The organism is Actinoplanes sp. NPDC051405 (genome assembly GCF_055586185.1).
In genome coordinates this window covers 17,939-42,892 of the sequence record NZ_JBVJIR010000002.1, presented here as the reverse complement: position 1 = coordinate 42,892, position 24,954 = coordinate 17,939, and the positions used below count along the sequence as shown (strand labels likewise).

24 protein-coding genes are annotated in these 24,954 nt (G+C 73.2%); 16 read left to right on the top strand and 8 right to left on the bottom strand.

Going from position 1 to position 24,954, the window contains the following annotated elements; translation table 11 throughout:
• Positions 1 to 348 precede the first annotated feature (348 nt).
• Complete coding sequence (locus tag ACZ6S4_RS04550) at positions 349 to 1,707, top strand: carbohydrate-binding protein (RefSeq protein WP_465473548.1); 1,359 nt, start codon at positions 349 to 351, stop codon at positions 1,705 to 1,707.
• A 1-nt stretch (position 1,708) separates the two neighbouring features.
• Here ACZ6S4_RS04550 and ACZ6S4_RS04545 read toward each other — a convergent pair whose 3' ends face one another.
• Entirely contained in the window at positions 1,709 to 2,197 is a 489-nt protein-coding gene (locus ACZ6S4_RS04545; RefSeq protein ID WP_465473547.1) for a hypothetical protein, read from the bottom strand.
• A 159-nt stretch (positions 2,198 to 2,356) separates the two neighbouring features.
• Here ACZ6S4_RS04545 and ACZ6S4_RS04540 point away from each other — a divergent pair, with 159 nt between their 5' ends.
• The 3 genes from ACZ6S4_RS04540 to ACZ6S4_RS04530 all read left to right on the top strand — a co-directional run bounded on the left by ACZ6S4_RS04540 (position 2,357) and on the right by ACZ6S4_RS04530 (position 4,892).
• A complete protein-coding gene (locus ACZ6S4_RS04540; protein WP_465473546.1) occupies positions 2,357 to 3,454 on the top strand; it encodes an LLM class flavin-dependent oxidoreductase in 1,098 nt (365 codons plus the stop codon).
• Entirely contained in the window at positions 3,451 to 4,065 is a 615-nt protein-coding gene (locus tag ACZ6S4_RS04535; RefSeq protein ID WP_465473545.1) for an FMN reductase, read from the top strand. The genes ACZ6S4_RS04540 and ACZ6S4_RS04535 overlap by 4 nt, the downstream gene beginning before the upstream one ends.
• 263 nt (positions 4,066 to 4,328) lie before the next feature.
• Complete coding sequence (locus tag ACZ6S4_RS04530; RefSeq protein ID WP_465473544.1) at positions 4,329 to 4,892, top strand: histidine phosphatase family protein; 564 nt, start codon at positions 4,329 to 4,331, stop codon at positions 4,890 to 4,892.
• A gap of 3 nt (positions 4,893 to 4,895) precedes the next feature.
• Here ACZ6S4_RS04530 and ACZ6S4_RS04525 read toward each other — a convergent pair whose 3' ends face one another.
• Positions 4,896 to 5,672 carry an SDR family oxidoreductase gene (locus ACZ6S4_RS04525; protein WP_465473543.1) on the bottom strand — a complete coding sequence of 259 codons (777 nt, stop codon included), beginning with the start codon at positions 5,670 to 5,672 and terminating at the stop codon, positions 4,896 to 4,898.
• A 61-nt stretch (positions 5,673 to 5,733) separates the two neighbouring features.
• Here ACZ6S4_RS04525 and ACZ6S4_RS04520 point away from each other — a divergent pair, with 61 nt between their 5' ends.
• On the top strand, positions 5,734 to 6,372 hold the full coding sequence (locus ACZ6S4_RS04520; RefSeq protein WP_465473542.1) for a winged helix-turn-helix transcriptional regulator: 639 nt from the start codon (positions 5,734 to 5,736) through the stop codon (positions 6,370 to 6,372).
• A gap of 75 nt (positions 6,373 to 6,447) precedes the next feature.
• Here ACZ6S4_RS04520 and ACZ6S4_RS04515 read toward each other — a convergent pair whose 3' ends face one another.
• Complete coding sequence (locus ACZ6S4_RS04515; protein WP_465473541.1) at positions 6,448 to 8,004, bottom strand: MFS transporter; 1,557 nt, start codon at positions 8,002 to 8,004, stop codon at positions 6,448 to 6,450.
• On the bottom strand, positions 8,001 to 8,591 hold the full coding sequence (locus ACZ6S4_RS04510) for a class I SAM-dependent methyltransferase (protein ID WP_465473540.1): 591 nt from the start codon (positions 8,589 to 8,591) through the stop codon (positions 8,001 to 8,003). Before ACZ6S4_RS04510 ends, ACZ6S4_RS04515 begins: the two co-directional genes overlap by 4 nt.
• 66 nt (positions 8,592 to 8,657) lie before the next feature.
• Here ACZ6S4_RS04510 and ACZ6S4_RS04505 point away from each other — a divergent pair, with 66 nt between their 5' ends.
• Positions 8,658 to 9,254 carry a helix-turn-helix domain-containing protein gene (locus ACZ6S4_RS04505; RefSeq protein ID WP_465473539.1) on the top strand — a complete coding sequence of 199 codons (597 nt, stop codon included), beginning with the start codon at positions 8,658 to 8,660 and terminating at the stop codon, positions 9,252 to 9,254.
• On the opposite strand, the gene ACZ6S4_RS04500 is transcribed toward ACZ6S4_RS04505, so the two are convergent.
• Positions 9,184 to 10,356 (bottom strand): ROK family transcriptional regulator, encoded by a 1,173-nt coding sequence (locus ACZ6S4_RS04500; RefSeq protein ID WP_465473538.1) that lies wholly within the window; start codon positions 10,354 to 10,356, stop codon positions 9,184 to 9,186. The two genes, ACZ6S4_RS04505 and ACZ6S4_RS04500, sit on opposite strands and share 71 nt — an antisense overlap.
• 43 nt (positions 10,357 to 10,399) lie before the next feature.
• On the opposite strand from ACZ6S4_RS04500, the gene ACZ6S4_RS04495 reads away from it, so the two are divergent.
• On the top strand, positions 10,400 to 11,620 hold the full coding sequence (locus ACZ6S4_RS04495) for an MFS transporter (RefSeq protein WP_465473537.1): 1,221 nt from the start codon (positions 10,400 to 10,402) through the stop codon (positions 11,618 to 11,620).
• A 126-nt stretch (positions 11,621 to 11,746) separates the two neighbouring features.
• Positions 11,747 to 12,232, top strand: coding sequence for a hypothetical protein (locus ACZ6S4_RS04490; protein ID WP_465473536.1), 486 nt, complete (start codon positions 11,747 to 11,749; stop codon positions 12,230 to 12,232).
• Here the strand turns inward: ACZ6S4_RS04490 and ACZ6S4_RS04485 are convergent.
• Positions 12,225 to 14,654: a beta-glucosidase gene (locus tag ACZ6S4_RS04485; protein ID WP_465473535.1), complete on the bottom strand. Its 2,430-nt coding sequence runs from the start codon at positions 14,652 to 14,654 to the stop codon at positions 12,225 to 12,227. The two genes, ACZ6S4_RS04490 and ACZ6S4_RS04485, sit on opposite strands and share 8 nt — an antisense overlap.
• A 93-nt stretch (positions 14,655 to 14,747) precedes the next feature.
• On the opposite strand from ACZ6S4_RS04485, the gene ACZ6S4_RS04480 reads away from it, so the two are divergent.
• Positions 14,748 to 15,749 carry a LacI family DNA-binding transcriptional regulator gene (locus ACZ6S4_RS04480; RefSeq protein ID WP_465473534.1) on the top strand — a complete coding sequence of 334 codons (1,002 nt, stop codon included), beginning with the start codon at positions 14,748 to 14,750 and terminating at the stop codon, positions 15,747 to 15,749.
• A 21-nt stretch (positions 15,750 to 15,770) separates the two neighbouring features.
• Here the strand turns inward: ACZ6S4_RS04480 and ACZ6S4_RS04475 are convergent, their stop codons facing one another.
• Complete coding sequence (locus ACZ6S4_RS04475) at positions 15,771 to 16,742, bottom strand: asparaginase (protein ID WP_465473533.1); 972 nt, start codon at positions 16,740 to 16,742, stop codon at positions 15,771 to 15,773.
• A gap of 114 nt (positions 16,743 to 16,856) precedes the next feature.
• On the opposite strand from ACZ6S4_RS04475, the gene ACZ6S4_RS04470 reads away from it, so the two are divergent.
• Positions 16,857 to 17,321, top strand: coding sequence for a hypothetical protein (locus ACZ6S4_RS04470; protein WP_465473532.1), 465 nt, complete (start codon positions 16,857 to 16,859; stop codon positions 17,319 to 17,321).
• Between the two features lie 52 nt (positions 17,322 to 17,373).
• Here ACZ6S4_RS04470 and ACZ6S4_RS04465 read toward each other — a convergent pair whose 3' ends face one another.
• Positions 17,374 to 17,937 (bottom strand): hypothetical protein, encoded by a 564-nt coding sequence (locus ACZ6S4_RS04465; RefSeq protein WP_465473531.1) that lies wholly within the window; start codon positions 17,935 to 17,937, stop codon positions 17,374 to 17,376.
• Positions 17,938 to 18,104: 167 nt separating this feature from the next.
• Here ACZ6S4_RS04465 and ACZ6S4_RS04460 point away from each other — a divergent pair, with 167 nt between their 5' ends.
• From ACZ6S4_RS04460 to ACZ6S4_RS04435, 6 genes are all read left to right on the top strand, one after another.
• Entirely contained in the window at positions 18,105 to 19,391 is a 1,287-nt protein-coding gene (locus ACZ6S4_RS04460) for an efflux RND transporter periplasmic adaptor subunit (RefSeq protein ID WP_465473530.1), read from the top strand.
• Positions 19,392 to 19,486: 95 nt separating this feature from the next.
• On the top strand, positions 19,487 to 20,215 hold the full coding sequence (locus ACZ6S4_RS04455) for a response regulator transcription factor (RefSeq protein WP_465473529.1): 729 nt from the start codon (positions 19,487 to 19,489) through the stop codon (positions 20,213 to 20,215).
• A 7-nt stretch (positions 20,216 to 20,222) separates the two neighbouring features.
• Positions 20,223 to 21,752 (top strand): sensor histidine kinase, encoded by a 1,530-nt coding sequence (locus tag ACZ6S4_RS04450; RefSeq protein WP_465473528.1) that lies wholly within the window; start codon positions 20,223 to 20,225, stop codon positions 21,750 to 21,752.
• Between the two features lie 69 nt (positions 21,753 to 21,821).
• On the top strand, positions 21,822 to 23,021 hold the full coding sequence (locus tag ACZ6S4_RS04445) for an efflux RND transporter periplasmic adaptor subunit (protein ID WP_465473527.1): 1,200 nt from the start codon (positions 21,822 to 21,824) through the stop codon (positions 23,019 to 23,021).
• Positions 23,018 to 23,755 (top strand): ABC transporter ATP-binding protein, encoded by a 738-nt coding sequence (locus ACZ6S4_RS04440; protein WP_465473526.1) that lies wholly within the window; start codon positions 23,018 to 23,020, stop codon positions 23,753 to 23,755. Before ACZ6S4_RS04445 ends, ACZ6S4_RS04440 begins: the two co-directional genes overlap by 4 nt.
• On the top strand, positions 23,752 to 24,948 hold the full coding sequence (locus tag ACZ6S4_RS04435) for an ABC transporter permease (RefSeq protein ID WP_465473525.1): 1,197 nt from the start codon (positions 23,752 to 23,754) through the stop codon (positions 24,946 to 24,948). The genes ACZ6S4_RS04440 and ACZ6S4_RS04435 overlap by 4 nt, the downstream gene beginning before the upstream one ends.
• Positions 24,949 to 24,954: the final 6 nt, after the last annotated feature.

The window sequence follows — 24,954 nt, the reverse complement described above, 5'->3', positions numbered from 1 at the left end:
CCTCCGGCGATGGTATTGGTCGCGGTCGTGGAAGCTGCCCCGAGAAGGCGACCTACTCCACTCTAGTACCTCGGTACACCCCGAGTTCTGCGGTGCAACTTACGACATAGGCGCGTGCGGTAGCACGCGCCGCGCAGCACGGTTTCCTTACATCTTGGACTACCACCCCAACGGGCGTCGCCCACTCGGGCGAACTGCTCCCGAGATCGGGGCAGCGAACCAGAAAACGGCGGTGTCGTCAATGGAGATCATCGGGGCGACCGCTTCTGTTAACAACCCTTGATATTTAAGTTCATGACCGTGAGGATAGGGAGGACCGGGCAGGTCATCGATGGGTCAGGAGCGGCCATGAGCAGACGTCGTACCCTTGTCGCGCTGGTAACCGGCGCGGCCGTGACCATGGCGACGGCCGTGGCCCTCGCACCGAGCAGCATGGCGTCGGTGACCGCCGCTCCGGTGCGCGCCGCCGCGGTGGTCTGTTCCGCGCCGGGGTGGGCCGAGGGCAACACCTACCCCGCCGGCACCCAGGTGACCTACGCCGGCAAGCTCTATTCGGCCCTGGTGACGCACACCGCGTACGCCGGAGCGGGCTGGAACCCCGCCGCCACCCCGTCCCTCTGGCGCGACCTCGGCTCCTGTACCGGCGGCACCCCGACGACCCCGCCGCCCACCACCCCGCCGCCCACCACTCCGCCTCCGACCACTCCACCGCCCACGACCCCGCCGCCGACGACCCCGCCGCCCGGCAGTTCCACCTGCGCGGGGAAGTCGCGGCCGGCCGGCAAGGTGCTCGTCGGCTACTGGGAGAACTGGGACGGCGCGAGCAACGGCGTGCACCCGGGCCTGGGCTGGGTCCCGATCAACGACAGCCGGCTCGGCCAGCACGGCTACAACGTCATCAACGCGGCGTTCCCGGTGATCCGCTCCGACGGCACGGTGCTGTGGGAGAACGGCATGGACGCCGGTGTGAAGGTCTCCACCCCGGCCGAGATGTGCGCGGCCAAGGCCGCCGGCGCGACCCTGCTGATGTCGATCGGCGGCGCGGCGGCCGGCATCGACCTGAGCTCCAGCGCGGTCGCCGACCGGTTCGTGGCGACGATCGTGCCGATCCTGCAGCAGTACAACTTCGACGGCATCGACATCGACATCGAGACCGGGCTGACCGGCAGCGGCAGCATCACCACCCTGTCGGCCTCGCAGGCCAACCTGATCCGGATCATCGACGGCGTGCTTGCGCGGATGCCGGCCAACTTCGGGCTGACCATGGCGCCGGAGACCGCGTACGTGACCGGTGGCAGCGTCACGTACGGCTCGATCTGGGGTTCCTACCTGCCGATCATCAAGAAGTACGCGGACAACGGCCGGCTCTGGTGGCTGAACATGCAGTACTACAACGGCAGCATGTACGGCTGCGCCGGTGACTCGTACGGCGCCGGCACGGTGCAGGGCTTCGTCGCCCAGACGACCTGCCTCAACAGCGGCCTGGTCATCCAGGGCACGACGATCCGGGTGCCGTACGACAAGCAGGTCCCCGGCCTGCCCGCGCAGGTCGGAGCGGGCGGCGGCTACATGACGCCGGCGCTGGTCACGCAGTCGTGGAACAGCTTCAACGGCAGTCTCAAGGGCCTGATGACCTGGTCGGCCAACTGGGACGGCTCGAAGGGCTGGACCTTCGGCGACAACGTGAAGCGCCTCCAGGGTCGCTGAGTCACCTCCGCCGCCGGGCGATCACCAGCCCGGCGGCGAGGAGGGCTACCCCCGCCCCGGCCGCGAGCCACCACCCCCAGGTCGAGGACTCGGCGGCGGGCGCAGCCACCGGCGCGGCCGCCGGAGGCGCGGACACAGCGGCCGGCAACGGGCTGACGCCGGTGCACAGTCCCGTGGCACCGTCGATCGAATTCACCCGGTAGCGGCCGCCGGCCCGGAAGTCGTAACCGCAGCTCGCCTCGCCGCGGCCCACCTTCAGGCGCAGGCTAGCCGCCGCCGCGGCGCCCTTCTCGACCGACTCGACCGTCATCCGGATCCCGGTGTCCGAGACGTCGGTGACCGTGCCGACGACGATCAGCTCGGCCCGTTCGTCCTGTTCATCGAAGGACACGCAGGAGCAGGCCCAGGCCGGCGGGGCGGGGGAGACGAGGACGACCAGGCCGAGGCTCAGCAGGATCAGGGTGAGCAGGCTCGAGAGGCGCAGTTTCATACCGGCACCGACGCGCGCGGGCGCCGGGCGGTTCCGCCGCGGGTGTGACGGGGACCCCACTTCCCCCGAGTTGTTTGAATCTGAAATAGTTGACGAGTCAAAGGCGTTGTGCGGGGCAGTGCGGGACGTCAGGTTCCGCCCCGGAGCTCAGGAGCGGTCATGCAGTTCGGGATCTTCACCGTCGGCGATGTCACGCCGGACCCCACCACCGGGCGGCAGCCGACCGAGCACGAGCGGATCAAGGCCATCGTCGCCATCGCGGAGAAGGCCGAGGAGGTCGGTCTCGACGTCTTCGCGCTGGGTGAGCACCACAACGAGCCGTTCGTGCCGTCGTCGCCCACCACCCTGCTCGGCCACGTCGCCGCGCGTACCCAGCGGCTGCTGCTGTCCACGTCCACGACGCTGATCACGACCAACGACCCGGTCAAGATCGCCGAGGACTACGCGATGCTGCAGCACCTCGCCGACGGCCGCGTCGACCTGATGATGGGCCGCGGCAACACCGGCCCGGTCTACCCCTGGTTCGGCAAGGACATCCGCGCCGGCATCCCCCTGGCCATCGAGAACTACGCCCTGCTGCACCGCCTCTGGCGCGAGCACACCGTCGACTGGAAGGGCAAGTTCCGCACCCCGCTGCAGTCGTTCACCTCGACCCCGCGCCCGCTGGACGGCATCCCGCCGTTCGTCTGGCACGGCTCGATCCGCAGCCCCGAGATCGCCGAACAGGCCGCCTTCTACGGCGACGGCTTCTTCGCCAACCACATCTTCTGGCCCAAGGAGCACACCCAGCGGATGGTCGCCCTTTACCGCCAGCGCTACGCCCACTACGGCCACGGCTCCGAGGACCAGGCCATCGTCGGCCTCGGCGGCCAGGTGTTCATGCGCAAGAACAGCCAGGACGCGGTCAAGGAGTTCCGGCCGTACTTCGACAACGCGCCGGTCTACGGCCACGGCCCGAGCCTGGAGGACTTCACCCGGGAGACGCCGCTGACCGTCGGCAGCCCGCAGCAGGTCATCGACCGTACGCTGGGCTTCCGCGACTACGCCGGCGACTACCAGCGCCAGCTGTTCCTGCTGGATCACGCCGGACTGCCCCTGAAGACCGTCCTGGAGCAGCTCGACCTGCTCGGCGAGGAAGTCGTACCGGTGCTGCGCAAGGAATTCGCCGCGCTGAAGCCGGCCCACGTGCCGGACGCGCCCACCCACGCCTCGATGCTCGAAGCCGCGGCGGAGACGAAGGAGAAGGTGCAGGCATGAAGCAGCGCACCCTCGTCGTGGTCTCGGCGGGGCTGAGCCAGCCGTCGTCCACCCGCCTGCTCGCGGACCGCCTGTCCGCGGCGGCGGAGACGGCGGCCGCCGGCCTCGGCGTCCAGCTGTCGGTCCAGGTGATCGAACTGCGCGACCTGGCCCACGACCTGATGAACCACCTGCTCACGGGCTTCCCGCCGGCACCGCTGAAGCGAGCCCTGGACACCGTCGAGTCCGCCGACGCGATGATCGCGGTCACGCCGATCTTCAACGCCTCCTACAGCGGCCTGTTCAAGTCGTTCTTCGACGTGCTGGGCCAGGACGCCCAGACCGACAAGCCGGTACTGATCGCGGCGACCGGCGGCTCGGCCCGGCACTCGCTGGCGCTCGACCACGCGGTCCGGCCGATGTTCGCCTACCTGCGGGCCGTCCCGGTCCCGACGGCGGTCTACGCGGCGTCCGAGGACTGGGGTGGCGACGAGAGTGAGGGTCACCTGCGCGGCCGGATCGGCCGGGCGGCGCTCGAACTCGCCCGCGAGATCGAGCGGCGCGAGCCGGTGACGGTCCAGGACCCGTTCGCGCTCACGACCTCGTTCGAGGATCTGCTGGCCGGCGGCTGAGAGATCCGCGAGATCAAGATCTGAGATCAAGATCTGACGGCGGTCGTGCCTGGTTGCATGGTTCTGACCGTCGCTCCCGCCGAATGCCAGGTCCGTGCGTGGTCGGCCGGTGGCCGCGCCCACCGACCCGCCGCCGGCACGCGCCCGCCTCGGGCACGGGTGCGGCGCGGTTGGCGGGTGCGGGACCCGGCGTCTTCGGCCTGGCAACGGGATGGACGGGGCGTGGGCGGGGTAGGAACAAGCGGGACCGAACAGGGGGCGTCATGGCGGAGATCGTGCTCATCCGGCACGGGCAGACCGAGTGGAGTGCGGTGGGTAAGCACACCTCGTACACGGATCTGGATCTGACCGGAACGGGGGAGCGGCAGGCCCGGGTCGCCGGTGAGCGCCTCGCCGGCCGCAGCTTCGCGGCCGTCATCTCCAGCCCGCGCAAGCGGGCCCTGCGCACCGCCGAGCTGGCGGGGCTGGCCGTCACGGAGACCACCGAGGACCTCGCCGAGTGGAACTACGGCGAGTACGAGGGCATCACCAGCGCCACCATCCACGAGACCAGCCCGGCCTGGTCGCTGTGGACCGACGGCGCGCCCGGCGGCGAGTCCCCGGCCGAGGTCGGCGAACGGCTGGACCGGGTGCTCGCCCGGGCCCGCACCTTCCTGGACCGGGGCGACGTGGCGCTGATCGCCCACGGGCACTCGCTGCGGGTGGCGGGCGCCCGGTGGATCGGGCTGCCGGCCAGTGGCGGCGGGCTGTTGAAGCTGGGTACGGCGACCCTGTCGACGCTGGGTTTCGAGCACGGCAACCAGGTCATCGACACCTGGAACGGTTGAGCCTCAGTCGAGCAGTTCGCCGCAGGTCACGTTGGTGATCGAGGCGGTGACCGCGGCGGCTTGGTCGCTGGCCAGCCACACCGCGACCTGAGCGACCTCGGCCAGGCTCGGCAGGCGCCGCAGCAACGTCCTTCCGGCCTTGGCGGCGTCGAAGTCCTCGCGGGTCGTGCCGGCGTTGCGGGCGTGGACGTCGAAGACCCGGTCGACGCCGCCGGCGTCCGGCGAGCCCGCTGACCGCAGGCAGGCGACCCGCACCCCGTACGGGCCCAGCTCGATCGCCAGCGCCCGGCTCAATGACTCGACGGCCGCGCACTGCACCCCGAAGCTGCCCGCCATCGGGATGCCGGTGCGGTCCGGGCTCGCGGTCAGCATGAGGATCGTCCCGCCACCGCGCGCGGCCATGGGCCGGGCGGCCGCGGTCGCCGTGATGAAGTGGGTGCGCGCCCGGGCGTCGAGGCCGCGGGCGAAGTCATCGGCGGACATGTCGACGAGCGCAACACCCTGCACGTGGTCGACCGAGATGAGGTTGATCGACACGTCGAGCCGCCCGTGCCGGTCCACGACGTCGCGCACATCGCGGTCCACCGCCGCAGGATCCAGCGCGTCCACCTCGGCGATCTCCGTGCGTCCGGCGATCTTCGCGGCGACCTCCCGGAGCGCCTCCGGCCTGCGCCCGGCCAGATGTACCAGAGCCCCTTCGACGGCGAATGCCTGCGCCACCGCGCTTCCCGCTGCGCCCGCCGCCCCGTAGACGACGGCGACCTTGTCCTTGAGCATCATCACGCCATGGTTGCAGAGAAGGACTTGTTAGTACAGATCTAGGACTAGATAGTATCGGGGGATGACGACGACGGCGCGTTCGTACGGTGACGGGTGCGGTATGGCCCACGCGCTCGACCTCATCGGCGAGCGGTGGGCACTGCTGGTCGTGCGGGAGCTGCTGCTGGGCCCGTTGCGGTTCAGCGATCTGCGGACCGGCCTGCCCGGGGCGAGTCCGAACGTGCTGTCGCAGCGGCTGCGCGACCTCGAGCACGTCGGCGTGATCCGGCGGCGGCGCCTGCCGCCGCCGGCCGCGGCCAACGTGTACGAGCTGACCGAGCACGGCGCCGAGCTGGAGCCGATCCTGATCGCCCTCGGCTCCTGGGCCCTGCGCTCCCCGCTCGCACCGGCGGGACACCTGAGCGCCGTGTCGGCCATGCTCACGTTGCGGACCTACTACCGCGCGACCGACGACTGGGCCACGACGCTCCAGGTGCACCTCGGCGAACGGTCCTACGTGGCCCGGATCGCCGGGGAACAGGTCGAGGTGAGCGCCGGCCAGGCCGCGGCGGAGACCACTGTGGATACCGACCCGGCCACGCTGGTCGCACTGCTCGTCGGGGAACGGGAGCTGGCGGACGCGGGGGAGGTGCGGGTGACCGGGGACGTCGGCGCGTTCCGGCGGGTGCTGGCCGGCATCAGCATGGCCGGCAACCGGTGAGCCCGGCCGGCCTTGGCAGCGATCGGCGCGGTGAGCCCGGCCGGCCTTGGCGGCGATCGGCGCGATGAGCCCGGCTCATCGGCCGACCGCGTCGCTCGTCGGAGCCGCTGCGGGCGACGGACCGGCCGACGCGGTGTGTTGCGGTCCGCGCGCCAGGACGTAGACGAACAGCACCGCCATGACGCCGACGCCAGCCCACATGGCCTGCTGCCAGCCCTCCACGAAGGACTCCTGGGCGGCCCGGATCAGCGCCGGCGCCTGGCTGCCGGCGCTGTCGGCGGCGGCGAGGGCGTTGGCGATGCCCTCGCGGGCGGCGCCGGCCGGGACCGCGTCGAGCCGGGAATCGACAGCGTTGCGGTAGCCGGCGGAGAGGACCGCTCCCAGCAGCGCGACGCCGAGTGCCGTACCGAATTCTCTGGTGACGTCGTTGAGCGCGGACGCGACGCCTTGCCGTTCGCGGGGCAGGGCGGACGTGATGGCTTCGGTGGCGGGCGTCTGGGTCAGGCCCATGCCGAGCCCCATGGCCAGCATGCCGGGCAGCACCGAGAGGTAGCCGTCCTCGATGGAGACCGAGGTGGCCATGAGAGCCAGCCCCACGCCGCCCAGCAGGATGCCGGTCGCCATCGTCGAGCGGCCACCGAGACGGGCGGCCACCCGCGGGGCGAGACCGGAGGCCAGCATCATCATCGCCGCCATCGGCATGAGCGCCAGCGTCGAGCGCAGGCCGGACCAGCCGAGCACCGCCTGCAGGAACGGGAACAGCACCACGAAGATCCCGGCCGGCACGCCGAACACCGTCAGCAGGGCCAGCGAGCCACCGGCGAGGCCACGCTCGCGGAACAGACGCACGTCCAGCAGCGGAGCGGTCCGGCGCAGTTCCCACGCCACGAAGCCGGCCGTGCCGAGGATGCCGATCAGCAGGCTCACCACCGTCACCGGGGCGGTCCAGCCCCGTACCGGGCCCTCGTGGAGGACCAGGACGAGGCCGACCACGGCGACCACGGAGGCCAGCGAGCCGACGATGTCGAAGCCGTGCGCCGACTCCTCGCGGGAGTCCGGGACCGACCGCAGCGCCAGGGCGACGGCCACCGCGACGAGTGCGACCGGCAGCACGAACAGCCACCGCCAGTCGGCCAGGTCGACCAGGACCGCCGACAGGTACATGCCGAGGATGCCGCCACCGCCCGCGACGGCGGTCCAGACGCCGATCGCCTTGGAGCGTTCCTCGTCCGGGAACGTCGAGGTGATGACGGCCAGGGTGACCGGCATGATCATCGCGGCGCCCACGCCGCTGAGCAGCCGCGCCACGATCATGACCTCGGTGGACGGGGCCAGGCCGGCCACCGCGCTCGCCGCGCCGAAGACGATCAGGCCGGCCAGCAGCACCGGCCGGCGGCCCCAGCGGTCGCCCAGGGCGCCGAGCGGCAGCAGCAGCGCGGCGAGGCTGATCGTGTACGCGTTGATGATCCACAGGACCGTGCTCTGCGAGGCGTCGAACGCGACCGCGATCTGCTGCTGCGCGACGTTCAGCCCGGAGACCGAGGCGATGACCGCCATGAGAGCGATGCACACCGCGACCAGGATCGCGCGGCGGCGGCGCGGGTCGTGGATCGTCGTGCCGGTGGCGCTCATCGTCCGGACCGCCGGGTGGCCCGTACGACGACGTCCTGCAGCGGGTGCTCGCTGACCGTACGCACGTGTTCCTCGGCGGTCGCGATGTGCCACTGGGCGCTGTCCAGGCTCGCGGTGATGTCGGCGAGCTTCACCACCGCCTCGGCCGGCGGGTGGTGCCCGTGTCCCGGCGCGGCCGAGGTGTGCAGGTGGCCGACGATCAGCAGCGTGCCGCCGGGCGCCACCCAGTCGGAGATGCGCTGGTAGAACGCGAGTTGCGGCATCGCCGGGTGCGCGTAGTGGGTGGTGACCAGGTCGAACCGCGTGTCCGGGTGCCAGGTGGTCAGATCGGCCCGGACCCAGCGCACGTTCTCGGCGGCCGGCTGCTCGGCGGCGCGGGCGAGGGCGGCGGCGGAGATGTCGGCCGCGGTGACCTGCCAGCCGTGCGACGCGAGCCGGACCGCCTCGGCGCCGGTGCCGCATCCGGCGTCCAGTGCCGTGCCGGGGATCAGGCCGCTCGTCTCGCGGTCCAGGTAGGGGTGCATGGCCGGAGCCCCCGGGTGTGCCCGGTGCCAGTGGTGTTCCCAGTAGTTCCTGTCGAATTCCATACCGGTGAGCGTGCGGCGTGACCGAGCAGATGTGCAAAGATCTTTGCCGAATGGAAAACTGAGGGCATGGATGAGGAACTGGACCGCACCCTCGACGCCGTCGGGCCCCGGCTGAAGCAGCTCCGGATGCGGCGCGACATCACGCTCACCGCGCTCGCGGAGGAGACCGGCATCTCCGTCAGCACGCTGTCCCGGCTCGAGGCGGGGCTGCGCCGCCCGACGCTGGAGCAGCTCCTGCCGCTCGCCCGCGCGCACGGCGTCACGCTCGACGAGCTCGTCGACGCACCCCTGACCGGCGACCCGCGGGTCAACCTGCGGCCCATCGCCGGCGGTGACGGGTCGGTCGTGCTGCCGCTGACCCGCAGGCCGGGCGGCATCCAGGCGTACAAGTTCGTGCTGCCGGCCGGCGACGACGACCGCGAGCCCGACCTGCGCACCCATGAGGGCTACGACTGGGCCTACGTCCTGAACGGCACGCTGCGCCTGGTGCTCGGCGAGCACGATCTGATCCTGCGGCCCGGGGAGGCAGCCGAGTTCGACACCCGCACACCGCACTGGTTCGGGGCCACCAGCGCCGGGCCCGTCGAGTTCCTCAGCCTCGTGGGCCGGCAGGGGGAACGGGCGCACATCCGCGCCGCCCCCCGGTCGGCTCAGGCCGGGTGAGGCGTCCGGGCCCCGCTGACTCCGGCGGAACCAGATCCGGGATGCCGTAGCGGGAGTCCAGGACCTGCATCGCGGCGCCGGCCGCGATCACGTCCGCGCCGAGGCTCGACAGCGTGATCCCGGCTGTCTGCCAGTCGGCCCGGGGGACCTGCGTACGGATCGCCTCCTCGGCCTCGGCCCGGTAGATCTCCGCATGGGTGAGCAGGTCCGCGCCGGCCAGCACGACGTGGGCCACGTCCAGGGTCTGCACCAGGTTGACGATGCCGACAGCCAGGACCCGCGCCGCCGCCCGGATGTCGCCGTCCGCCACCGCCCGGTCGTGGACCGCCTCCAGGCAGCCCCGCCGCCCGCACACGCACGGCGGGCCGGACAGCTCGACCACCGTGTGGCCGAACTCGCCCGCGTTCGTGTGGGAGCCGCGATGGGCCGCCCCGCCCAGCCACAGACCCGCACCGACACCCGACTCCACCATGATCAGGGCGGCGTCCCGGAAGGCCGGGCCGCGCCGCCACGCCTCGGCGGTGACCCCGGCCGTGACGTCCTTGTCCAGGTGCACGGGCCGGCCCAGGGCCTGCTCGGCCAGCTCCCGCAGCGGTACGTCGTGCCAGTGCCGCAGCCGGTGCGCGTCCCGGACGGTGCCCTGGGCGTGGTCCAGCGGCCCGATCATACCGATGCCCACCCCGGTCAGCCGCGCGCCGAGCTCGTGCGTGGCGGCGATCCGGTCCACGCCGGCGGTGAGCTCGTCCAGCAGCGTTCCGGGAGTGAAATCCGCCGGCAGGGGAGTCACCACCGAATGCCGGACGGCGCCGGCCAGGTCGGTGAGGACCAGCCGCAGGGTACGGCGGGCCACGTGCGCGCCGATCGCGTACCGGCTGTGCGGGACCAGCTCGTACCTGCTCGCCGGTTTGCCGATCGCCGGTCGGCGCACGCCCGCGGGCGCGATCAGGCCGTGCTCGGCCAGCCGGGCCAGCACCTTCGACACCGCCTGCGGGGTCAGCCCGGTGGCGTCGGCGATCGTCGCGCGTTCGAATGCCGGCCGGGTGCGGGCGACGGCCATCACCAGGGCCTCGTTGTAGCCGCGCAGGAACGTGAGGTCCGCCATGTCGACACCCTATTACGCAACGGCGTTGCTAAAGTCGGCGCTCGTGGAAGATCTGAGCCGTAGGCACCGCTGGGCCGCCCTGCTCGCGCTGGCCCTGGGCGGGGTGGCGATCGGGCTGACCGAGTTCGCCGCGATGGGACTGCTGCCCGAGGTGGCCCGCGACCTGCTGCCCACGGAGTACGCCCGGTCGGCGCCGGACGCGGTCGCGCAGGCGGGGTGGACGATCACCGCGTACGCGCTCGGGGTGGTGGTCGGTGCGCCGACGATCGCCGCGCTGTCTGCCCGCGTACCCCGCAAGAAGCTCGTGCTCGGCCTGCTGGTGCTGTTCGCGGCCGGGACCGTCGCGTCGGCGATCGCGCCGACGTTCGAGCTGGTGCTGGTGGCGCGGTTCGTGGCGGCGCTCCCGCACGGGGCCTACTTCGGTGCGGCCGGCCTGCTCGCGGCCACCCTGATGGGCCCCGGCAACGCCGCCCGCGGGTACGCCGCCGTGCTCAGCGGGCTGACGGCGGCCAACGTGGTCGGCGTACCGCTGATCACCCGGCTCGGGCAGGCAGCCGGCTGGCGGGTCGCGTACCTGGTCATCGCCCTGGTCTTCGGGGCGACCCTGGTCGCCGTGCTGATGATCGTGCCCGCGGTGGCCGCGGTGGCCGACGGCTCACCGCGGGCCGAGCTGCGCTCGCTGCGCAAGCCGCAGGTCTGGCTGGTGGCGGCGACCGCCGCGGTCGGCTTCGCCGGCTTCTTCGCCGTGGACAGCTACATCGCGCCCGTCACGACCGACGTCACCGGCCTGGCCGCGAGCACCGTGCCGTGGGTGCTGGTCGCGGTCGGGCTCGGCATGACCGTCGGCAACGCCCTGGGCGGCTGGTTCGCCGACCGGGACCTGCGGCGCAGCATGCTGATCGGCTTCGGCTCGGTGATCGCCGCGGTGATCTTCTTCGGGCTGGTCGCGGACACGACCCCGGGCCTGTTCGCCGGGGCGTTCCTGATCGGCGCGACCAGCCTGTTCCTGGGCCCGGCGCTGCAGGCCCGGCTGATCGCGGTGGCCCCGGGAGCGCAGCTGATGGGCGCGGCGGTCAACCAGTCCGCGATGAACGTGGCCAACAGCCTGGGGGCGGCGCTGGGCGGGGTGGTGATCGCGCGCGGGTACGGCTACCTCGCGCCGACCTGGGTGGGGGTGGGTCTAGCGGCGGCCGGCCTGGGGCTGGCCGCGCTGAGCTTCACCGCCGAACGCCGCGCCCGCCGCCCGGTCCCGGCCACCGCCTGACCACGAGCGAGCCCGCCAGGCCCCGCCGGGCCCCCGCCCGGCCGGGCCTCGCCCGGGCGATGCGGCGGGAACCCGCGGGGCATCTCGCGGTGTCACTCGTGGAAAGCTCACACACCAGGGGTGACCATGCGACGAATGGGATGGGCGGCGCTCACCGCCGCGAGTCTCCTGCTGGTGACGGCTGGATGCACGTCCGACAGCAGCGCGGCCACCGCACCGACGGCATCGCCCACCCAGGGACCGTGCCGGTCGGAGGTCACCCGCGACGCGCTGCCGGCCTGGGCCAGGGCCGGGTTCAGCGACGACGGTTCCGGCGTACCCCATGTCTTCAGCGAGCACGGCGACCTGCTCGCCGTGCTCCTCAAATATCCGCCCGCCTCCTCCGCCGATCCGCAGGACGGCACGAAGATCCTCTGGGTGTCCCGGCTCCCGCGGGAGCCGGCACAGCCGCTGGTCATCGAGGCGACCCTCGAGGGCACGACCACCACCCTGACCCGCGAGGTCCCCGGCGGCCCTGGCCCCTCCTCGATCCAGCTGCCCACCGCCGGCTGCTGGCGGCTGGCCCTGAGCTGGTCCGGGCATCAGGACCGGATGATGCTGCAGTTCAGCTGACCGGCAGTTCGATGGTGGCCCGGATGTCGCCGAGACCCCGCGCGATCAGCAGTTCGCCGCCGGCGCCGACCGAGTCCCATGCTCCGGCCGCGGCGTCCCACCGGCGCCACATCCGGGCGTCCGGCGTGATCGTCACCCGGGTCGAGGCGCCCGCGGGCACCTCGACGCCCTGCCAGCCGACCAGGCGCACCGGCTCGTCGGGGCCGGCCGGCTGGAAGTAGACCTGCACGACCTCGCGGCTGTCACGGGCGCCCGTGTTCGTCACCGTCACGGTCACGGCCGGGGCGTCGCCGGAGATCAGCCGGGCGTCCGCGTACTCCCAGGTGCTGTAGCCCAGGCCGTGGCCCAGCCAGAACGCCGGGGCCGCCGGTGCCCGGCCCGCGTAGTGGCCGCGGTAGCCGATGAACCGGCCCTCGGCGTACTCCAGTTTGCCGTCGACCGGGGTGACCGACCACGCGGGTGATGTGCCGTCGGCGGCCGGGAACGTGGTGACGAGCCGGCCCGCCGGCTCGATCTCGCCGAGCAGGGCCGCCGCGATCGCGTGGCCGCCTTCCTGGCCGGGCAGGCCCGCCCAGAGGACGGCGTCGACCCGCGACAGCCACGGCATGATCACCGGCGTGGCCGCGTTGACCACCACGACGGTACGGCGGGCAGCCCCGGCCACCGCCTCGATGAGGGCGTCCTGCGCGCCCGGCAGCTTCAGGGTGCTCTTGTCGACGGCTTCGGTCTCCTGCTCCTCGGTGAGGCCGACCACGACCACCGCCACGTCGGCGCCGGCGGCGGCCCGGACCGCGTCGTCGATCACGTCGACGGTCTCCCGGGAGGCCTGGTGGCCGATGAGCCCGAACAGGCCCGCCCCGGCGAACTGGTCGCCGTTGAGCAGGGTGACGGTCGCCTCCAGCAGCTCGCCCTCGCCGACCTCGTAGAGCTGGGTGTGCAGTGGCGGCGTGAGCACCTCCTCGCCGAAGCCCTTGCCGGACACGCGCAGCTCCGGACGCGACTCGGTGTGGCCGACCCGGATCCACCAGTCGCCGACGCCGAGCACGCCGAGCTCCACCCGGCCGGCCCTGGTGATCCGGCCGTGCAGGACCGCGGAGGCGACGGTGCCGGTGAAGTCGTCGTCCATGCCGACCATGGTCGTGGCGTTGGCCGCGTGCCGTTGCTCCAGCTCGTTGCCGTCCGCGTCGAGCAGCGTGACCCGGATGCCGGGCTCGCCGGTGACCGGGTCGACCAGGAAGCCGCCGCGGGCCGGCACCGGTTTGGTACGGACCTCGACGCCGTCGACCACCGTGACGCGGTCGCCGAGCCGGGCGCTCAGGCCCTCGGCCACGCTGACCTGGTACGGCGGGTTGACCTGGGCCGAGCCGCCACCCATGTCGATGGTCTCGACGGCGTGCCGGCCGATCAGGGCCACGGTCTGCGCCGGCTCCAGCGGCAGCACGTCATTGTTGTTGGTGAGCACGGTGATGCCCCGCGCGGCGAGCCGGGTCAGCTGTTCCTTGCGGACAGCGCTGTCCGGCGCGGGCAGGTCGGCCGGGTAGTCCCGCGGCGTGCCCAGGGCGCCCACCCGCTCGGCGAGCAGCAGCAGCCGGCTCAGGTGGTCGTCGATCACCGCTTCGTCGACCTCGCCGGCGCGTACGGCGGCCACCAGCGCGTCGCCCCACGGGCCGCGCGGGCCGGGCATCACCAGGTCGAGGCCGCCGTTGGCGGCCGGGCCGGCGCTGCGGGTGGCGAACCAGTCGGACATGATCAGGCCGCGGTAGTCCCACTCGCCCTTGACGATCTCGTTGTTGACGTGGGTCTGCTCGGTGGCGGCCCGGCCGTTCACGTCGTTGTAGGCCGCCATCATCGACCACGCGTCCGCGTCGGCGACGGCGATCTCGAACGGCAGCAGGTACAGCTCGCGCAGCGTCGCCTCGTCCACGACGCTGTCCACGGTGTTGCGGTCGGTCTCGCTCTCGTTGGCCACCAGGTGCTTGAGGGTGGCGCCGACGCCGAGCGCCTGCATGCCGCGCACGTACGCGGCCGCCAGCCGGCCGGTCAGCAGCGGATCCTCGGAGTACGCCTCGAAGAGCCGGCCGCCCAGCGGGGTGCGGTGCAGGTTGATGGTCGGGCCGAGCACGACGTGGATCTGCTGGGCCAGCGCCTCCTCGGCGAGCAGCCGCCCGGTCTCCTCCAGCGCGCTCTCGTCCCAGGAGGACGCCAGCAGGGTGGCGTTCGGGAACAGCGCGACGATCCGGCCGCCGCTGAACTTCAGCCCGCGTACCCCGGTGGGCCCGTCGGAGAGGCGCACCTCGCTCAGGCCGATGGCCGGCTCGGCGGCCAGGGTGAACGAGGTGGCGCCGGTGAGCAGCGCGACCTTGGCCGGCAGATCCAGCGACTTGAGGAGCGGGGCGTGCTCGGACACGGGTGCTGTGGTCATGGAAGCCTCTTCGCCAGGGGGAGCTGACACGTGTAACTTGCTCGTGTCAGTAACGTAAACGGCAGCGGCCGCGCACGGCAAGAGGTGTCCGTCATGACAGACAGCACGACCCGCCGGGTGACCAGCGCCGACGTCGCCAAGCTGGCCGGGGTCTCCCGGGCCACGGTCAGCTACGTGCTCAACGACACCCCGCACCAGACCATCTCGGCGGCCACCCGCGGCCGGGTCATCGACGCGGCGACCAGCCTCGGCTACGCGCCCTCGGCGGCCGCGCGGGCCCTGCGCACCGGCCGTTCCGACGTCGTGCTCTGCCTGCTGCCGGACTGGCCGATCGGCCCCGAGGTCGGCACGCTGCTCGGCAACCTCTCCACCGAACTGGCCCGCAGCGGCATGACCTTCGTGGCGCACCCGGGCAGCCAGGCGGACCGGCCGATCGCGGACCTGTGGAAGGCGATCACCCCGGCCGCGGTGCTGGCGTTCACCGACTTCTCCCCGGCCGAGATCGCCGCCATGCGCGCGGCCGGGGTCGCGCTGGTCGTGGGCCTGCTCGGCCGCAGCACCTCCCCGCGCCGCGAGCTGGAGGTGCCCCAGCAGCGCGTCGGCCGCCTGCAGGCGGAACACCTGGTGGCGGCCGGGCACACCACGATCGGGTACGCCTACCCGGACGACGACCGGGTGCGCATCTTCGCCGAGCCCCGCCTCGAAGGCACCCGGCTCGCCTGCGCCGCCCGGGAAGTGGCCGAGCCGTCGGTCCGCGTCGTGCCCCTGGACGCCGAAGCGGCGGCACCGGCCGTGCGGGCCTGGCACGACGAGGGCGTGACGGCGGTGTGCGCCTACAACGACGACGTGGCGATGGCGGTGCTGGCCGGGATGCGCCGGCTGGGCCTGCACGCCCCGGCGGACCTGGCGGTCATCGGCGTCGACGACATCCCGGCGGCGCGGCTGGCCGTACCGGCGCTGACCACGGTGACCACCGACCAGGCGGCGGTGGCCGCCCACCTGGCCACGACGGTGCTGGCGGCGATCAACGGCCGCCCGGTCCCGCCGTCCGAGCTGGCCGGGATCGTCCAGGTCGTCCAACGCGAGTCCGCCTGACCGGCGCAGCCCCAGGAGGTGTCAGACGGCCTCGGCGAAGGCAGCCGCGACCTGCTCCCGGTCGCCGCCTCCGGCCAGGACGGCGAGCAGCAGGATCCGGGCCTTGGCCGGATCGAGGAAACCGGCCGGGATCAACGCCCGCCCGATCAGGTCCCGCTCGGATCCGGGATAACTGTAGGTGCCGGTCAGCACCGGCCCGGCCAGCGTCCGCGAAGCCAGCACGACCGGCATCCGCCCGGCCAGCTCGGCCAGCGGCTCCGCCCACCAGTCCGGCAGGTGCCCGGCCCCGAGGGCGGCCACCACCAGCCCGTCCGCTTCGAGGTCCCGGTCCGGCGCGTCGGCGCCCAGGGCCGCGACGATCAGCGGTACGCGGGGCAGCACGTCCCCGTCCGGCCGGGGCAGCACCACCCGGTGCCCGGCCGTTCCCCAGAACCGCGCCCGCCCTTCGACGACCTGTCCCACCGGCCCGCCCGGCGCCGACACGAAGGCCGCCACGCTGGTCGTGTGCGTCTTGCGGACCCGCGCCGCCGCGTGGATGTCGTCCGCGAACGTCACCAGCACACCTCGCCCGCGCGCTTCCGGTTCGGCCGCGACCGTCAGGGCGGCCAGCAGGTTCGCCGGCCCGTCCGCCCCGGCCACCAGCGCCGGGCGCATCGCCCCGGTCACCACCACCGGTTCCAGCCGCTCGTGCAGCAGATCCAGCAGGTACGCGCACTCCTCGAGCGTGTCGGTGCCCTGGGTGACCACCACGCCGTCCGCCCCGCCCGCGAGCAGGTCGCTGATCCGCCGCGACAGCGCCACGATCTCCGCCGGGCGCAGGGACGCACTGGGTACGTTCGCGACGTCGACAAGCTTCAGGTCGAGTCCCAGGGCGGCCGCTCCGGGCACCGCCGAGACCAGGTCGCCCGCGCTCAGCGCCGGTGCGGCCCCGCCGTCCGGTGTCGCCGTCATCGCGATGGTTCCGCCCAGCCCGCACACCACGATCTTCGTCACGGCCGCCACCCTACGCACTGACAACAGACGCACAGGCTGGGCACATGGCCGGCCCAGGCGGACAGCGTTGGGTGGGTGGTAGCACGCGAAGAGCGAGACCTGGGGGTCATTGAGATGCTTGTGCAGCTGAACCGGAACGAGACCAACCGTACGTTCACCCCGAACTCCACCGCGGTGCCGGTGCCCGACCTGAACTCGCTGCGGCGCAGTCCGGTCGTCGCCGTTCTCGGGCAGCGGGGCCGGGTCGCCGCGCTGCGCGCGCACCTGCCGGCCGGGTGGGTGCTGCGTTATCCCGGCAGCCTGGACGGGGTGCGGCCCGGCGAGATCGTGCTGTTCAGCGGGGCCACCGAGGCCGATGTGCTGGCCGCGCGGGCGTTGCTGCCGGGGCGTACCCGGGTTGTCGCCCTGGTCAACGAGGACGCCCCGGCCGAGCTGGTCGCCGCCGTGCTGACCGCCGGCGCGGACGTCTGCGTCCGCGGCGGGCTGGCGGCCATCCTGGCCAGTCACCTGGTCGCCTGCCGCCGCCGGCAGCTCGCCGAGCGGTGGAGCGACCTGCGGGACTCCCTGCCGGCCTCCTGAACCGGACCGGCGCCGCACGGGGCGACGCCGGTCCGCTCGGGGCACCGCGCGATCAGGACGCGGGAGCCGCGCTCGCAGTGGGGGCCAGCGCCTGGCAGGCCTCGACCGCCTTCTGGACGGCCGGGTCATTGGTGGCCGGTGCGCCCTGACCCAGGGTGACGCCGTTGTCCTGCAGGCAGTTGCGGTAGGCCGCGCTCATCCCGTTGCCCCGGCCGTTGCCGCCCGGGCGTCCACTCGGCAGCACCGATGCGCACGCCTGCCGCGCCTTCTCCCACGTCGCGTCGTCGACTCCCTCGGGCTTGCCGAAACCGCCACCGGGGAAGCCACCGCCACCGGGGCGGGCGCTGCCGGAGGGTCGCGGCATGCCGGACGGGCCGCCCGAGGGGCGGACGCGGGGGCCGCCGGAGGGCATGGTGATCGTGACGCCGTTCCTGGCCAGGCACTCGGTGTACGCGGCGAAGGCGGTGTTGCGCCCGCCGCCGTCCTGGTTGTCACCTCCGGTGGCCGGGGTGCCGTCCGACCCGCCGCCACACGCGGCCACGGAGAACAGCAGCGCCGCGGATGCGACGACCAGCCCGGCGATGCCTCGGGGGGACGTGATTCTGAGCTGCGGCACGGTCTCTCTCCTCGTTCAAGCGGACACGACGGTCCAGACAAGACTGCTGACCTCGCCGCAACCTTCGACCGTCCTCGGAATCGGCTATGAGAAAGCGGCTCGGCTCCGAGGCAACTGTGAGGTGGGACCGAGCCGGCGGCGAGGACGTGCGGCAACACTTCCCGACCATGGGTAACGGCCTGACCGCCTGGCGCGGAGTGAACCGGCGGTGGGGGTGGCTGGTGGCCGCGGTCGTGGTGGCTCTGCTGCTCGCCGCCGGAGTGACCCGCGCGTTGACCGCGGGAGCGGACGAGCGGCCGGTGGCCGTGAGCACGGTGCAGGTGGACCGGGGCGCGGTGACGACCGAGGTGGCCACGACCGGCACCGTCGAACCGGCGCAGACCCGCAGCCTCTCGTTCGCGGTCGACGGCACCGTGGAGAGCGTCAAGGTCCGGGCGGGCACGGTGGTGACGGCCGGGCAGCAACTCGCCTCGATCGACGACACCGATGCGGCCGAGGCGGTCGACTCCGCGCAGGACACGCTCGCCGACGCGCAGGACGCCCTGGCCGACGCCAAGGAGAGCGCCACGGCGAGCCCGGACTCCTGCGGGGTGCAGCCGGCGGCGTACGCCGTACCGCCGACCACCACGAGCAGCCCGGCGCCGGCCACGACGAATACACCGACCCCGACCCGTACCGCGGCACCGACCCGGACCGCTTCTCCCACCCGCACTGCCTCTCCCACCCGGACCGCCGGGCCGGCCCGCACCACCGCGCCGGCCCGGCCGGGCGGCACCGCGACGACCTGCGCCCAGGGCGGCGGCGCGAACTCAAGCGGCCAGAATTCCGGCGGCCAGAACTCCGGGGGCGGGGGAGACCCGGTGCTCAGCGCCCAACAGCGGGTCAACCAGGCCGAGGTGGCGTTGCGCACCGCCGAGGACCGGCTCGAGGGCACCACCATCACCGCGCCGATCGCCGGGCGGATCCTGTCGGTCGGCGGCAAGGTCGGCAGCCAGGTCAGCGGGGGCAGCGCCTTCCTCACCCTGGCCGACGTCTTCGACATGCAGATCAGCGCCGACTTCCCGGAGGCCGACGCGGACCGGCTGGCGGTGGGCCAGAAGGCCACCGCGACCCTGGCCGACCGGGCCGGCGAGGACTTCGGCGCGACGGTGGTGCAGGTCGACCCGGTCGGCACCGATGACGGCACGATGGTCCGGTACGGCGTGCTGCTCTCGTTCACCGACGCCCCCGAGAACCTGCTCGTCGGGCAGAGCGCCGCGGTCCGGGTCACCACCGGCTCGGCCGATGACGTGCTGCGGCTGCCGAGCACCGCCGTGCACGACATCGCCGGTGACACCGGCACGGTGCTGCGCGCGGGACAGCGGGTCACGGTCGGGGTGGGGCTGCGCGGCGACCAGTACACCGAGATCACCTCGGGTCTCGCCGAGGGTGCCGCGGTGGCCCGCAGCTGGTGAGCGTGGTGCGGCCCAGCTCCCTCCAAGCGGATTCATACGCAATTCAAAGGAAGCGCTGATATTCCTTTGCGGTGCATTCCGATAACCGTGGTTCCGTGGCCCTCAGCGATCCGCCGGCCGACCGGGCGACCCGGGTCCTGGTCGTCGACGACGAGCCCAACATCTCCGCGCTGCTCTCCGCCACGCTGCGGCTGGTCGCGTTCGACGTGCGGGTCGCCGAGTCCGGGCACGGCGCGCTGGTCGCGATCGAGGAGTTCGAGCCGGACCTGGTGGTGCTCGACGTGATGCTGCCCGACCTGGACGGCTTCGACGTGGCCCGGCGGCTGCGCGCCTCCGGGCGGGCCACCCCGGTGCTGTTCCTGACCGCGCGCGACGCGGTCGAGGACCGGGTGGCCGGGCTCACCGCGGGCGCCGACGACTACGTGACCAAGCCGTTCAGCCTGGAGGAGGTGGTGCTGCGGATCCGGGCGATCCTGCGGCGCAGCCGGCCCGAGCTGGTGCCGGGCGACGCCGGGGTGCTGCGCTACGCCGACCTGGAGCTCGACGAGGACGCCCACGAGGTGCGCCGGGCCGGCCGGCTCGTGGACCTGTCGCCGACCGAGTTCAACCTGCTGAAGTACCTGCTGATCAACGCCGGCCGGGTGGTCAGCAAGGCGCAGATCCTGGACCGGGTCTGGAAGTACGACTTCGGCGGCGACGGGCGCATCGTCGAGTCCTACGTGTACTACCTGCGCCGCAAGATCGACAAGACCGATCCGCCGCTGATCCACACCGTCCGCGGTGTCGGGTACGCGCTGCGCCTGCCCCGCGGCGGCGAGGAGTGAGCAGGCCATGAGGGCCGGGCTCCGCTGGCGTCCGCGGCGGTGGGGCCACTGGACCCTGCGCTCCCGGCTCGTGCTGGTGGTCGGCGCGCTGGCCGCGATCGCGCTGATCGTGGCCAACGTGGCCGGCCTGGTGCTGATCCGCGGCTACCTGCAGGACCGCATCGACGAGCAGCTGGTCGCCATGTCCCGCCCGTTCGCCGGGTCGCAGCGCCTGGCCCTGCCACCGCCGAACGGCGCCACGCCCCGCAACCGGCAGCTGCGCCTCGGCGCCGACTCGGTGGTCTACGTCTACACGCCGGCCGGCCCGCTCGACCCGGACCGCAGTTCCGTCGCCGAGGCGCAACGGCCCGCGGTGGCGCCGCTGGCCGAGGTGCTGGCCCACGCGCGGACCGGGCGGCCGTACACCGTCGCGGCCTCGGACGGCAGCGCGGACTGGCGGCTGCTCGCGGTGGCCCTCGCCGACACGGGCGGGGTGGCGGTCATCGGATCGTCGCTGGTCGAGGTGGAGGAGACCGGCGACCGGCTGCTGCTGATCGACGCCGGGGTCACCGTGCTGATCCTGGTGCTGCTCGGCGCCGGGGCGGCGTTCGTGGTGCGGCTCGGGCTGCGGCCACTGACCGAGATGGAACGCCTGGCCACCGACATCTCGGCGGGCAACCTCTCCGGCCGGGTGGCCGACACCGATCCGCACACCGAGCCGGGGCGGCTCGGCGGCGCGCTCAACCTGATGCTGGCCCGCATCGAGGCCGAGGTCTCCGCCCGTACGGCCTCCGAGCAGCGGCTGCGGCAGTTCGTCGCGGACGCCTCGCACGAGCTGCGGACCCCGCTGACGTCCATCCGGGGTTTCGCGGAGCTCTACCGGCGCGGCGGCGCCCCGCCCGGACCGCAGCTCGACGAGACCATGAGCCGGATCGAGGGCGAGGCCGGCCGGATGGGTGTCCTGGTCGAGGACCTGCTGATGCTGGCCCGGCTCGACCTGGAACGGCCGCCGGTGCTGCGCCCGGTGGACCTGCTGGAGATCGCCGCCGACACCATCCGGGACGCGTACGCGCGGATGCCGGACCGCCCGGTGCGCCTGGCCGCCCTCGACGACGACTCGGACACGTTCGTGCCGCCGACGGTGCTGGGCGACGAGCACGGGTTGCGCCAGGTGGCCACGAACCTGGTCGCCAACGCGTTGCAGCACACCACGGCCGGGGCCCGGGTCACCGTACGGGTGGGACGGGTCGCCGGGCACCGGCCGGCGCCCGGGGCCGTGCACGCGGGGACGGTCGTCACCGGCGTACCGCTGGCGGTTCTGGAGGTCGGCGACGACGGCCCGGGCGTGCCCGCCGAGCACGCCCCGCGGGTGTTCGAACGGCTCTACCGGGCCGATTCCAGCCGCAGCCGGGGCCGGGGCGGCGGTTCCGGGCTGGGCCTGTCCATCGTCGCGGCGATCGTGCGCGGTCACGGCGGCTGGGTCGAGCTCGACCCGTCCCGGGGTCGCGGGGCCACGTTCCGGGTCCTGCTGCCCACCTCGGACGCCGACGCGGGCTGACCCGATTTCCGAGGTGGCTCCCAGCCAACCCCGAACCTCCTCCGAGCAGGTGTCGCCACAGTGTCCGTCATGCCTGCGCCCCGTCTGGGTTCCCTGCGCCGTCCCTCGGTGGCGATCAACGCCGTCCTGGTCCTCGCGCTCGTCGCCGGTGCCTTCTGGGCGTACGAGATCGTGTCCGGTCCGGACACCGGAAACGCGGCCGCCGCGTCCGTGCGGTCCGTACCCGTCCAGCAGGGCACCGTCACCGCCACCGTCACCGCCGACGGCTCCCTGGAGAGCGCGAGCTCGGCCGGCGCGAGCTTCACCACCGGCGGCACCGTCACGTCGATCTCGGTCCGGGTCGGCGACAAGGTCACCAAGGGTCAGGTGCTGGCCAAGGTCGATCCGGCCGCCGCGCAGCGGACCCTCGAGGCCGCCGAGGCCGACCTGGACGCGGCCCGGGATGCGCTGGACCGCGCCGAGGACGCCGGCTCGGACACCTCGTCGGCGCAGAACGAGGTCACCCAGGCCGAGCTGGCCGTGGACGAGGCCGAGGCGGCGGTGGCCGGGACGACCCTCAAGGCGCCGATGGCCGGCACGGTGGTCGCGGTCAACGGCACGCTCGGCAGCTCGTCGTCGGGCTCCTCTTCCTCCTCGTCCTCGTCGTCCGGGGGCAGCACACCCGGCGACGGCTCGTCGTCCACCTCAGCCGGCTCGGCGAGCAGCGGCTTCATCGACCTCGCCGATCTGGGCAAGCTCCAGGTGACCGCCGCCTTCGCCGAGGCCGACGCGACCAAGCTCAAGGAGAAGCAGGCGGCCACCGTCACCTGGAACGCGCTCAGCGGCACCCGGCAGAGCGCCAGGGTGGTCGCCGTCGACCCGCAGGCCACCACGGCCAACAACGTCGTCACGTACGGCGTCACGCTGAGCCTCGACAAGGTCCCCACCGGCGCCAAACCGGGCCAGACGGTCTCCGTCTCGGTGGTCACCGGCGAGGTCGGCGACGCCGTCCACGTCAACGCGGCCGCGGTGACCACGGTCGGCAACCGGCACACCGTCACCGTGCTGGCCGACGGTGTGCAGGAGGTCCGCGCGGTGGAGATCGGCCTCGAGGGCGACCAGGCGACCCAGATCACCTCCGGGCTGACCCCGGGGGAGCAGGTCGTGATCACCACGCCCAGCACCACGACCGGCGGGACCACCGGCGGCTTCCCGGGCGGCTTCACCGGCGGCGGCGCGCCGGGCGGCGGGTTCCCCGCCGGCGGCGGTACGGGCCGGGGCACCCGATGAGCCGGCCGGTGCTCGAGGTCTCCGACCTGACCAAGGTCTACGGTACGGGCGAAGCCACCGTGCACGCCCTGCGCGGCGTCTCGATGCTGGTGGAACGCGGCGACTACGTGGCCATCATGGGCTCGTCCGGCTCCGGCAAGTCCACTCTGATGAACATCCTGGGCGCGCTGGACGTGCCCAGCGCGGGCACGTACCGGCTGGACGGGGTCGACGTCAGCCGGCTCGCCGACCGGCAGCTGGCCCTGGCCCGGAACCGGCTCATCGGCTTCGTCTTCCAGGCGTTCAACCTCATCCCGCGGACCTCGGCGGTGGCCAACGTGGAGCTGCCGCTGGCGTACGCCGGGGTCAGACCGCGGCAGCGCCGGGAGCGCGCGATGGCCGCCCTCGACGTCGTCGGGCTCGCCGACCGCGCCCGGCACGAGCCCAACCAGCTCTCCGGCGGCCAGCAGCAGCGCGTCGCGGTGGCCCGGGCGCTGGTCACCGAGCCGGCCCTGCTGCTCGCCGACGAGCCGACCGGCAACCTGGACACCCGCTCCACCGCCGACGTGCTGGAGGTCTTCGACCAGCTCAGCGCGGCCGGCCGGACCATCGTGCTGATCACCCACGAGCCCGAGGTCGGCGACCGGGCCAAGCGGCTGGTGCGCCTGGTGGACGGCCGGATCGTCACCGACGTACGCCAGTCGCCGCTGGACCGGATCCCGGTCGGCGCCCGGCAAGGACGGCACAGCCGATGAGTTTTTACGAGGTCCTCCGGTTCGCCCTGCGGGGGCTGTCGGCGAACAAGCTGCGCTCGGTGCTGACCATGCTGGGCATCCTGATCGGGGTCGCGGCGGTGATCCTGCTGGTGGCGGTCGGCAACGGCTCCGCGCAGTCGATCAACCAGCGGATCGAGGCGCTGGGCACCAACACCATCACCGTGATGAGCGCCGGGCGTGGCGGCTCCACCAGCACGGCGCTGACCACCGCCATCGCCGACGCGCTGATCGACCCGGCGCTGGCCCCGGACGTCGCCTCGGTCTCGCCGGTGGTCAGCGCCGCCGCGACGCTCACCTACGAGGGCACCGACCACGACGTCAGCCAGTTCGTCGGCACCACGCCGAGCTGGTTCGCCTCCTCCAACACACCGGTCGGCACCGGCGCCGGCTTCACCGCCGACGACGAGGCCCAGGGCCGCCGGGTGGTGGTGCTGGGCCGGACCGCGGCCGAGGAGCTCTTCCCCGGCACCGACCCGCTGGACAGGCAGGTCACCGTCGGCGGCGCGCTGTTCACCGTGGTGGGCGTGCTGGCCGAGAAGAGCTCGACGGGCTTCCAGGACAGCAACGACACCGCGATCGCCCCGCTCTCCGCGGTGCGCCAGGTGCTCACCGGGTACGGCGCCCTGACCTCGATCCTGGTGCAGGCGCGCGGCCCGGACCGGGTGGACGCCGTGCAGTCGCAGGTGGCCACCATCCTGAACCAGCGGCTCGACGTGTCTGCCGGGGCCACCACGCCGTACCGGATCCAGAACGCCTCGCAGCTGCTCGCCACCCAGACCGAGACGGCGGACACCTTCACGACTCTGCTCGGCGCCGTCGCCGCGATCAGCCTGCTGGTCGGCGGGATCGGCATCACCAACATCATGCTGGTCACCGTCACCGAGCGGACCCGCGAGATCGGCATCCGCAAGGCCCTGGGCGCGCCCCGCCGGGTGATCCTGACCCAGTTCCTGATCGAGGCGACCCTGCTGAGCGTGCTCGGCGGCGCGCTCGGCGTCGCCGCCGCGCTGATCGGCAGCAGTTTCGAGATCGTCGGCGTGCAACCGGTGATCGTGCCCAGTTCGATCGGGCTCGCCCTGGGCGTGTCCATCGCGATCGGGCTGTTCTTCGGCGGCCTGCCCGCCGGCCGCGCGGCCCGGCTGCGCCCCATCGACGCGTTGCGCTACGAGTGAGGACCC

What these genes read in the sequence shown, in the direction of transcription:
- ACZ6S4_RS04550 (WP_465473548.1), top strand. Translation starts at nt 349, where the DNA reads ATGAGCAGACGTCGTACCCTTGTCGCGCTGGTAACCGGCGCGGCCGTG.
- ACZ6S4_RS04545 (WP_465473547.1), bottom strand. Translation starts at nt 2,197, where the DNA reads ATGAAACTGCGCCTCTCGAGCCTGCTCACCCTGATCCTGCTGAGCCTC.
- ACZ6S4_RS04540 (WP_465473546.1), top strand. Translation starts at nt 2,357, where the DNA reads ATGCAGTTCGGGATCTTCACCGTCGGCGATGTCACGCCGGACCCCACC.
- ACZ6S4_RS04535 (WP_465473545.1), top strand. Translation starts at nt 3,451, where the DNA reads ATGAAGCAGCGCACCCTCGTCGTGGTCTCGGCGGGGCTGAGCCAGCCG.
- ACZ6S4_RS04530 (WP_465473544.1), top strand. Translation starts at nt 4,329, where the DNA reads ATGGCGGAGATCGTGCTCATCCGGCACGGGCAGACCGAGTGGAGTGCG.
- ACZ6S4_RS04525 (WP_465473543.1), bottom strand. Translation starts at nt 5,672, where the DNA reads ATGATGCTCAAGGACAAGGTCGCCGTCGTCTACGGGGCGGCGGGCGCA.
- ACZ6S4_RS04520 (WP_465473542.1), top strand. Translation starts at nt 5,734, where the DNA reads ATGACGACGACGGCGCGTTCGTACGGTGACGGGTGCGGTATGGCCCAC.
- ACZ6S4_RS04515 (WP_465473541.1), bottom strand. Translation starts at nt 8,004, where the DNA reads ATGAGCGCCACCGGCACGACGATCCACGACCCGCGCCGCCGCCGCGCG.
- ACZ6S4_RS04510 (WP_465473540.1), bottom strand. Translation starts at nt 8,591, where the DNA reads ATGGAATTCGACAGGAACTACTGGGAACACCACTGGCACCGGGCACAC.
- ACZ6S4_RS04505 (WP_465473539.1), top strand. Translation starts at nt 8,658, where the DNA reads ATGGATGAGGAACTGGACCGCACCCTCGACGCCGTCGGGCCCCGGCTG.
- ACZ6S4_RS04500 (WP_465473538.1), bottom strand. Translation starts at nt 10,356, where the DNA reads ATGGCGGACCTCACGTTCCTGCGCGGCTACAACGAGGCCCTGGTGATG.
- ACZ6S4_RS04490 (WP_465473536.1), top strand. Translation starts at nt 11,747, where the DNA reads ATGCGACGAATGGGATGGGCGGCGCTCACCGCCGCGAGTCTCCTGCTG.
- ACZ6S4_RS04485 (WP_465473535.1), bottom strand. Translation starts at nt 14,654, where the DNA reads ATGACCACAGCACCCGTGTCCGAGCACGCCCCGCTCCTCAAGTCGCTG.
- ACZ6S4_RS04480 (WP_465473534.1), top strand. Translation starts at nt 14,748, where the DNA reads ATGACAGACAGCACGACCCGCCGGGTGACCAGCGCCGACGTCGCCAAG.
- ACZ6S4_RS04470 (WP_465473532.1), top strand. Translation starts at nt 16,857, where the DNA reads ATGCTTGTGCAGCTGAACCGGAACGAGACCAACCGTACGTTCACCCCG.
- ACZ6S4_RS04460 (WP_465473530.1), top strand. Translation starts at nt 18,105, where the DNA reads ATGGGTAACGGCCTGACCGCCTGGCGCGGAGTGAACCGGCGGTGGGGG.
- ACZ6S4_RS04450 (WP_465473528.1), top strand. Translation starts at nt 20,223, where the DNA reads ATGAGGGCCGGGCTCCGCTGGCGTCCGCGGCGGTGGGGCCACTGGACC.
- ACZ6S4_RS04445 (WP_465473527.1), top strand. Translation starts at nt 21,822, where the DNA reads ATGCCTGCGCCCCGTCTGGGTTCCCTGCGCCGTCCCTCGGTGGCGATC.
- ACZ6S4_RS04440 (WP_465473526.1), top strand. Translation starts at nt 23,018, where the DNA reads ATGAGCCGGCCGGTGCTCGAGGTCTCCGACCTGACCAAGGTCTACGGT.
- ACZ6S4_RS04435 (WP_465473525.1), top strand. Translation starts at nt 23,752, where the DNA reads ATGAGTTTTTACGAGGTCCTCCGGTTCGCCCTGCGGGGGCTGTCGGCG.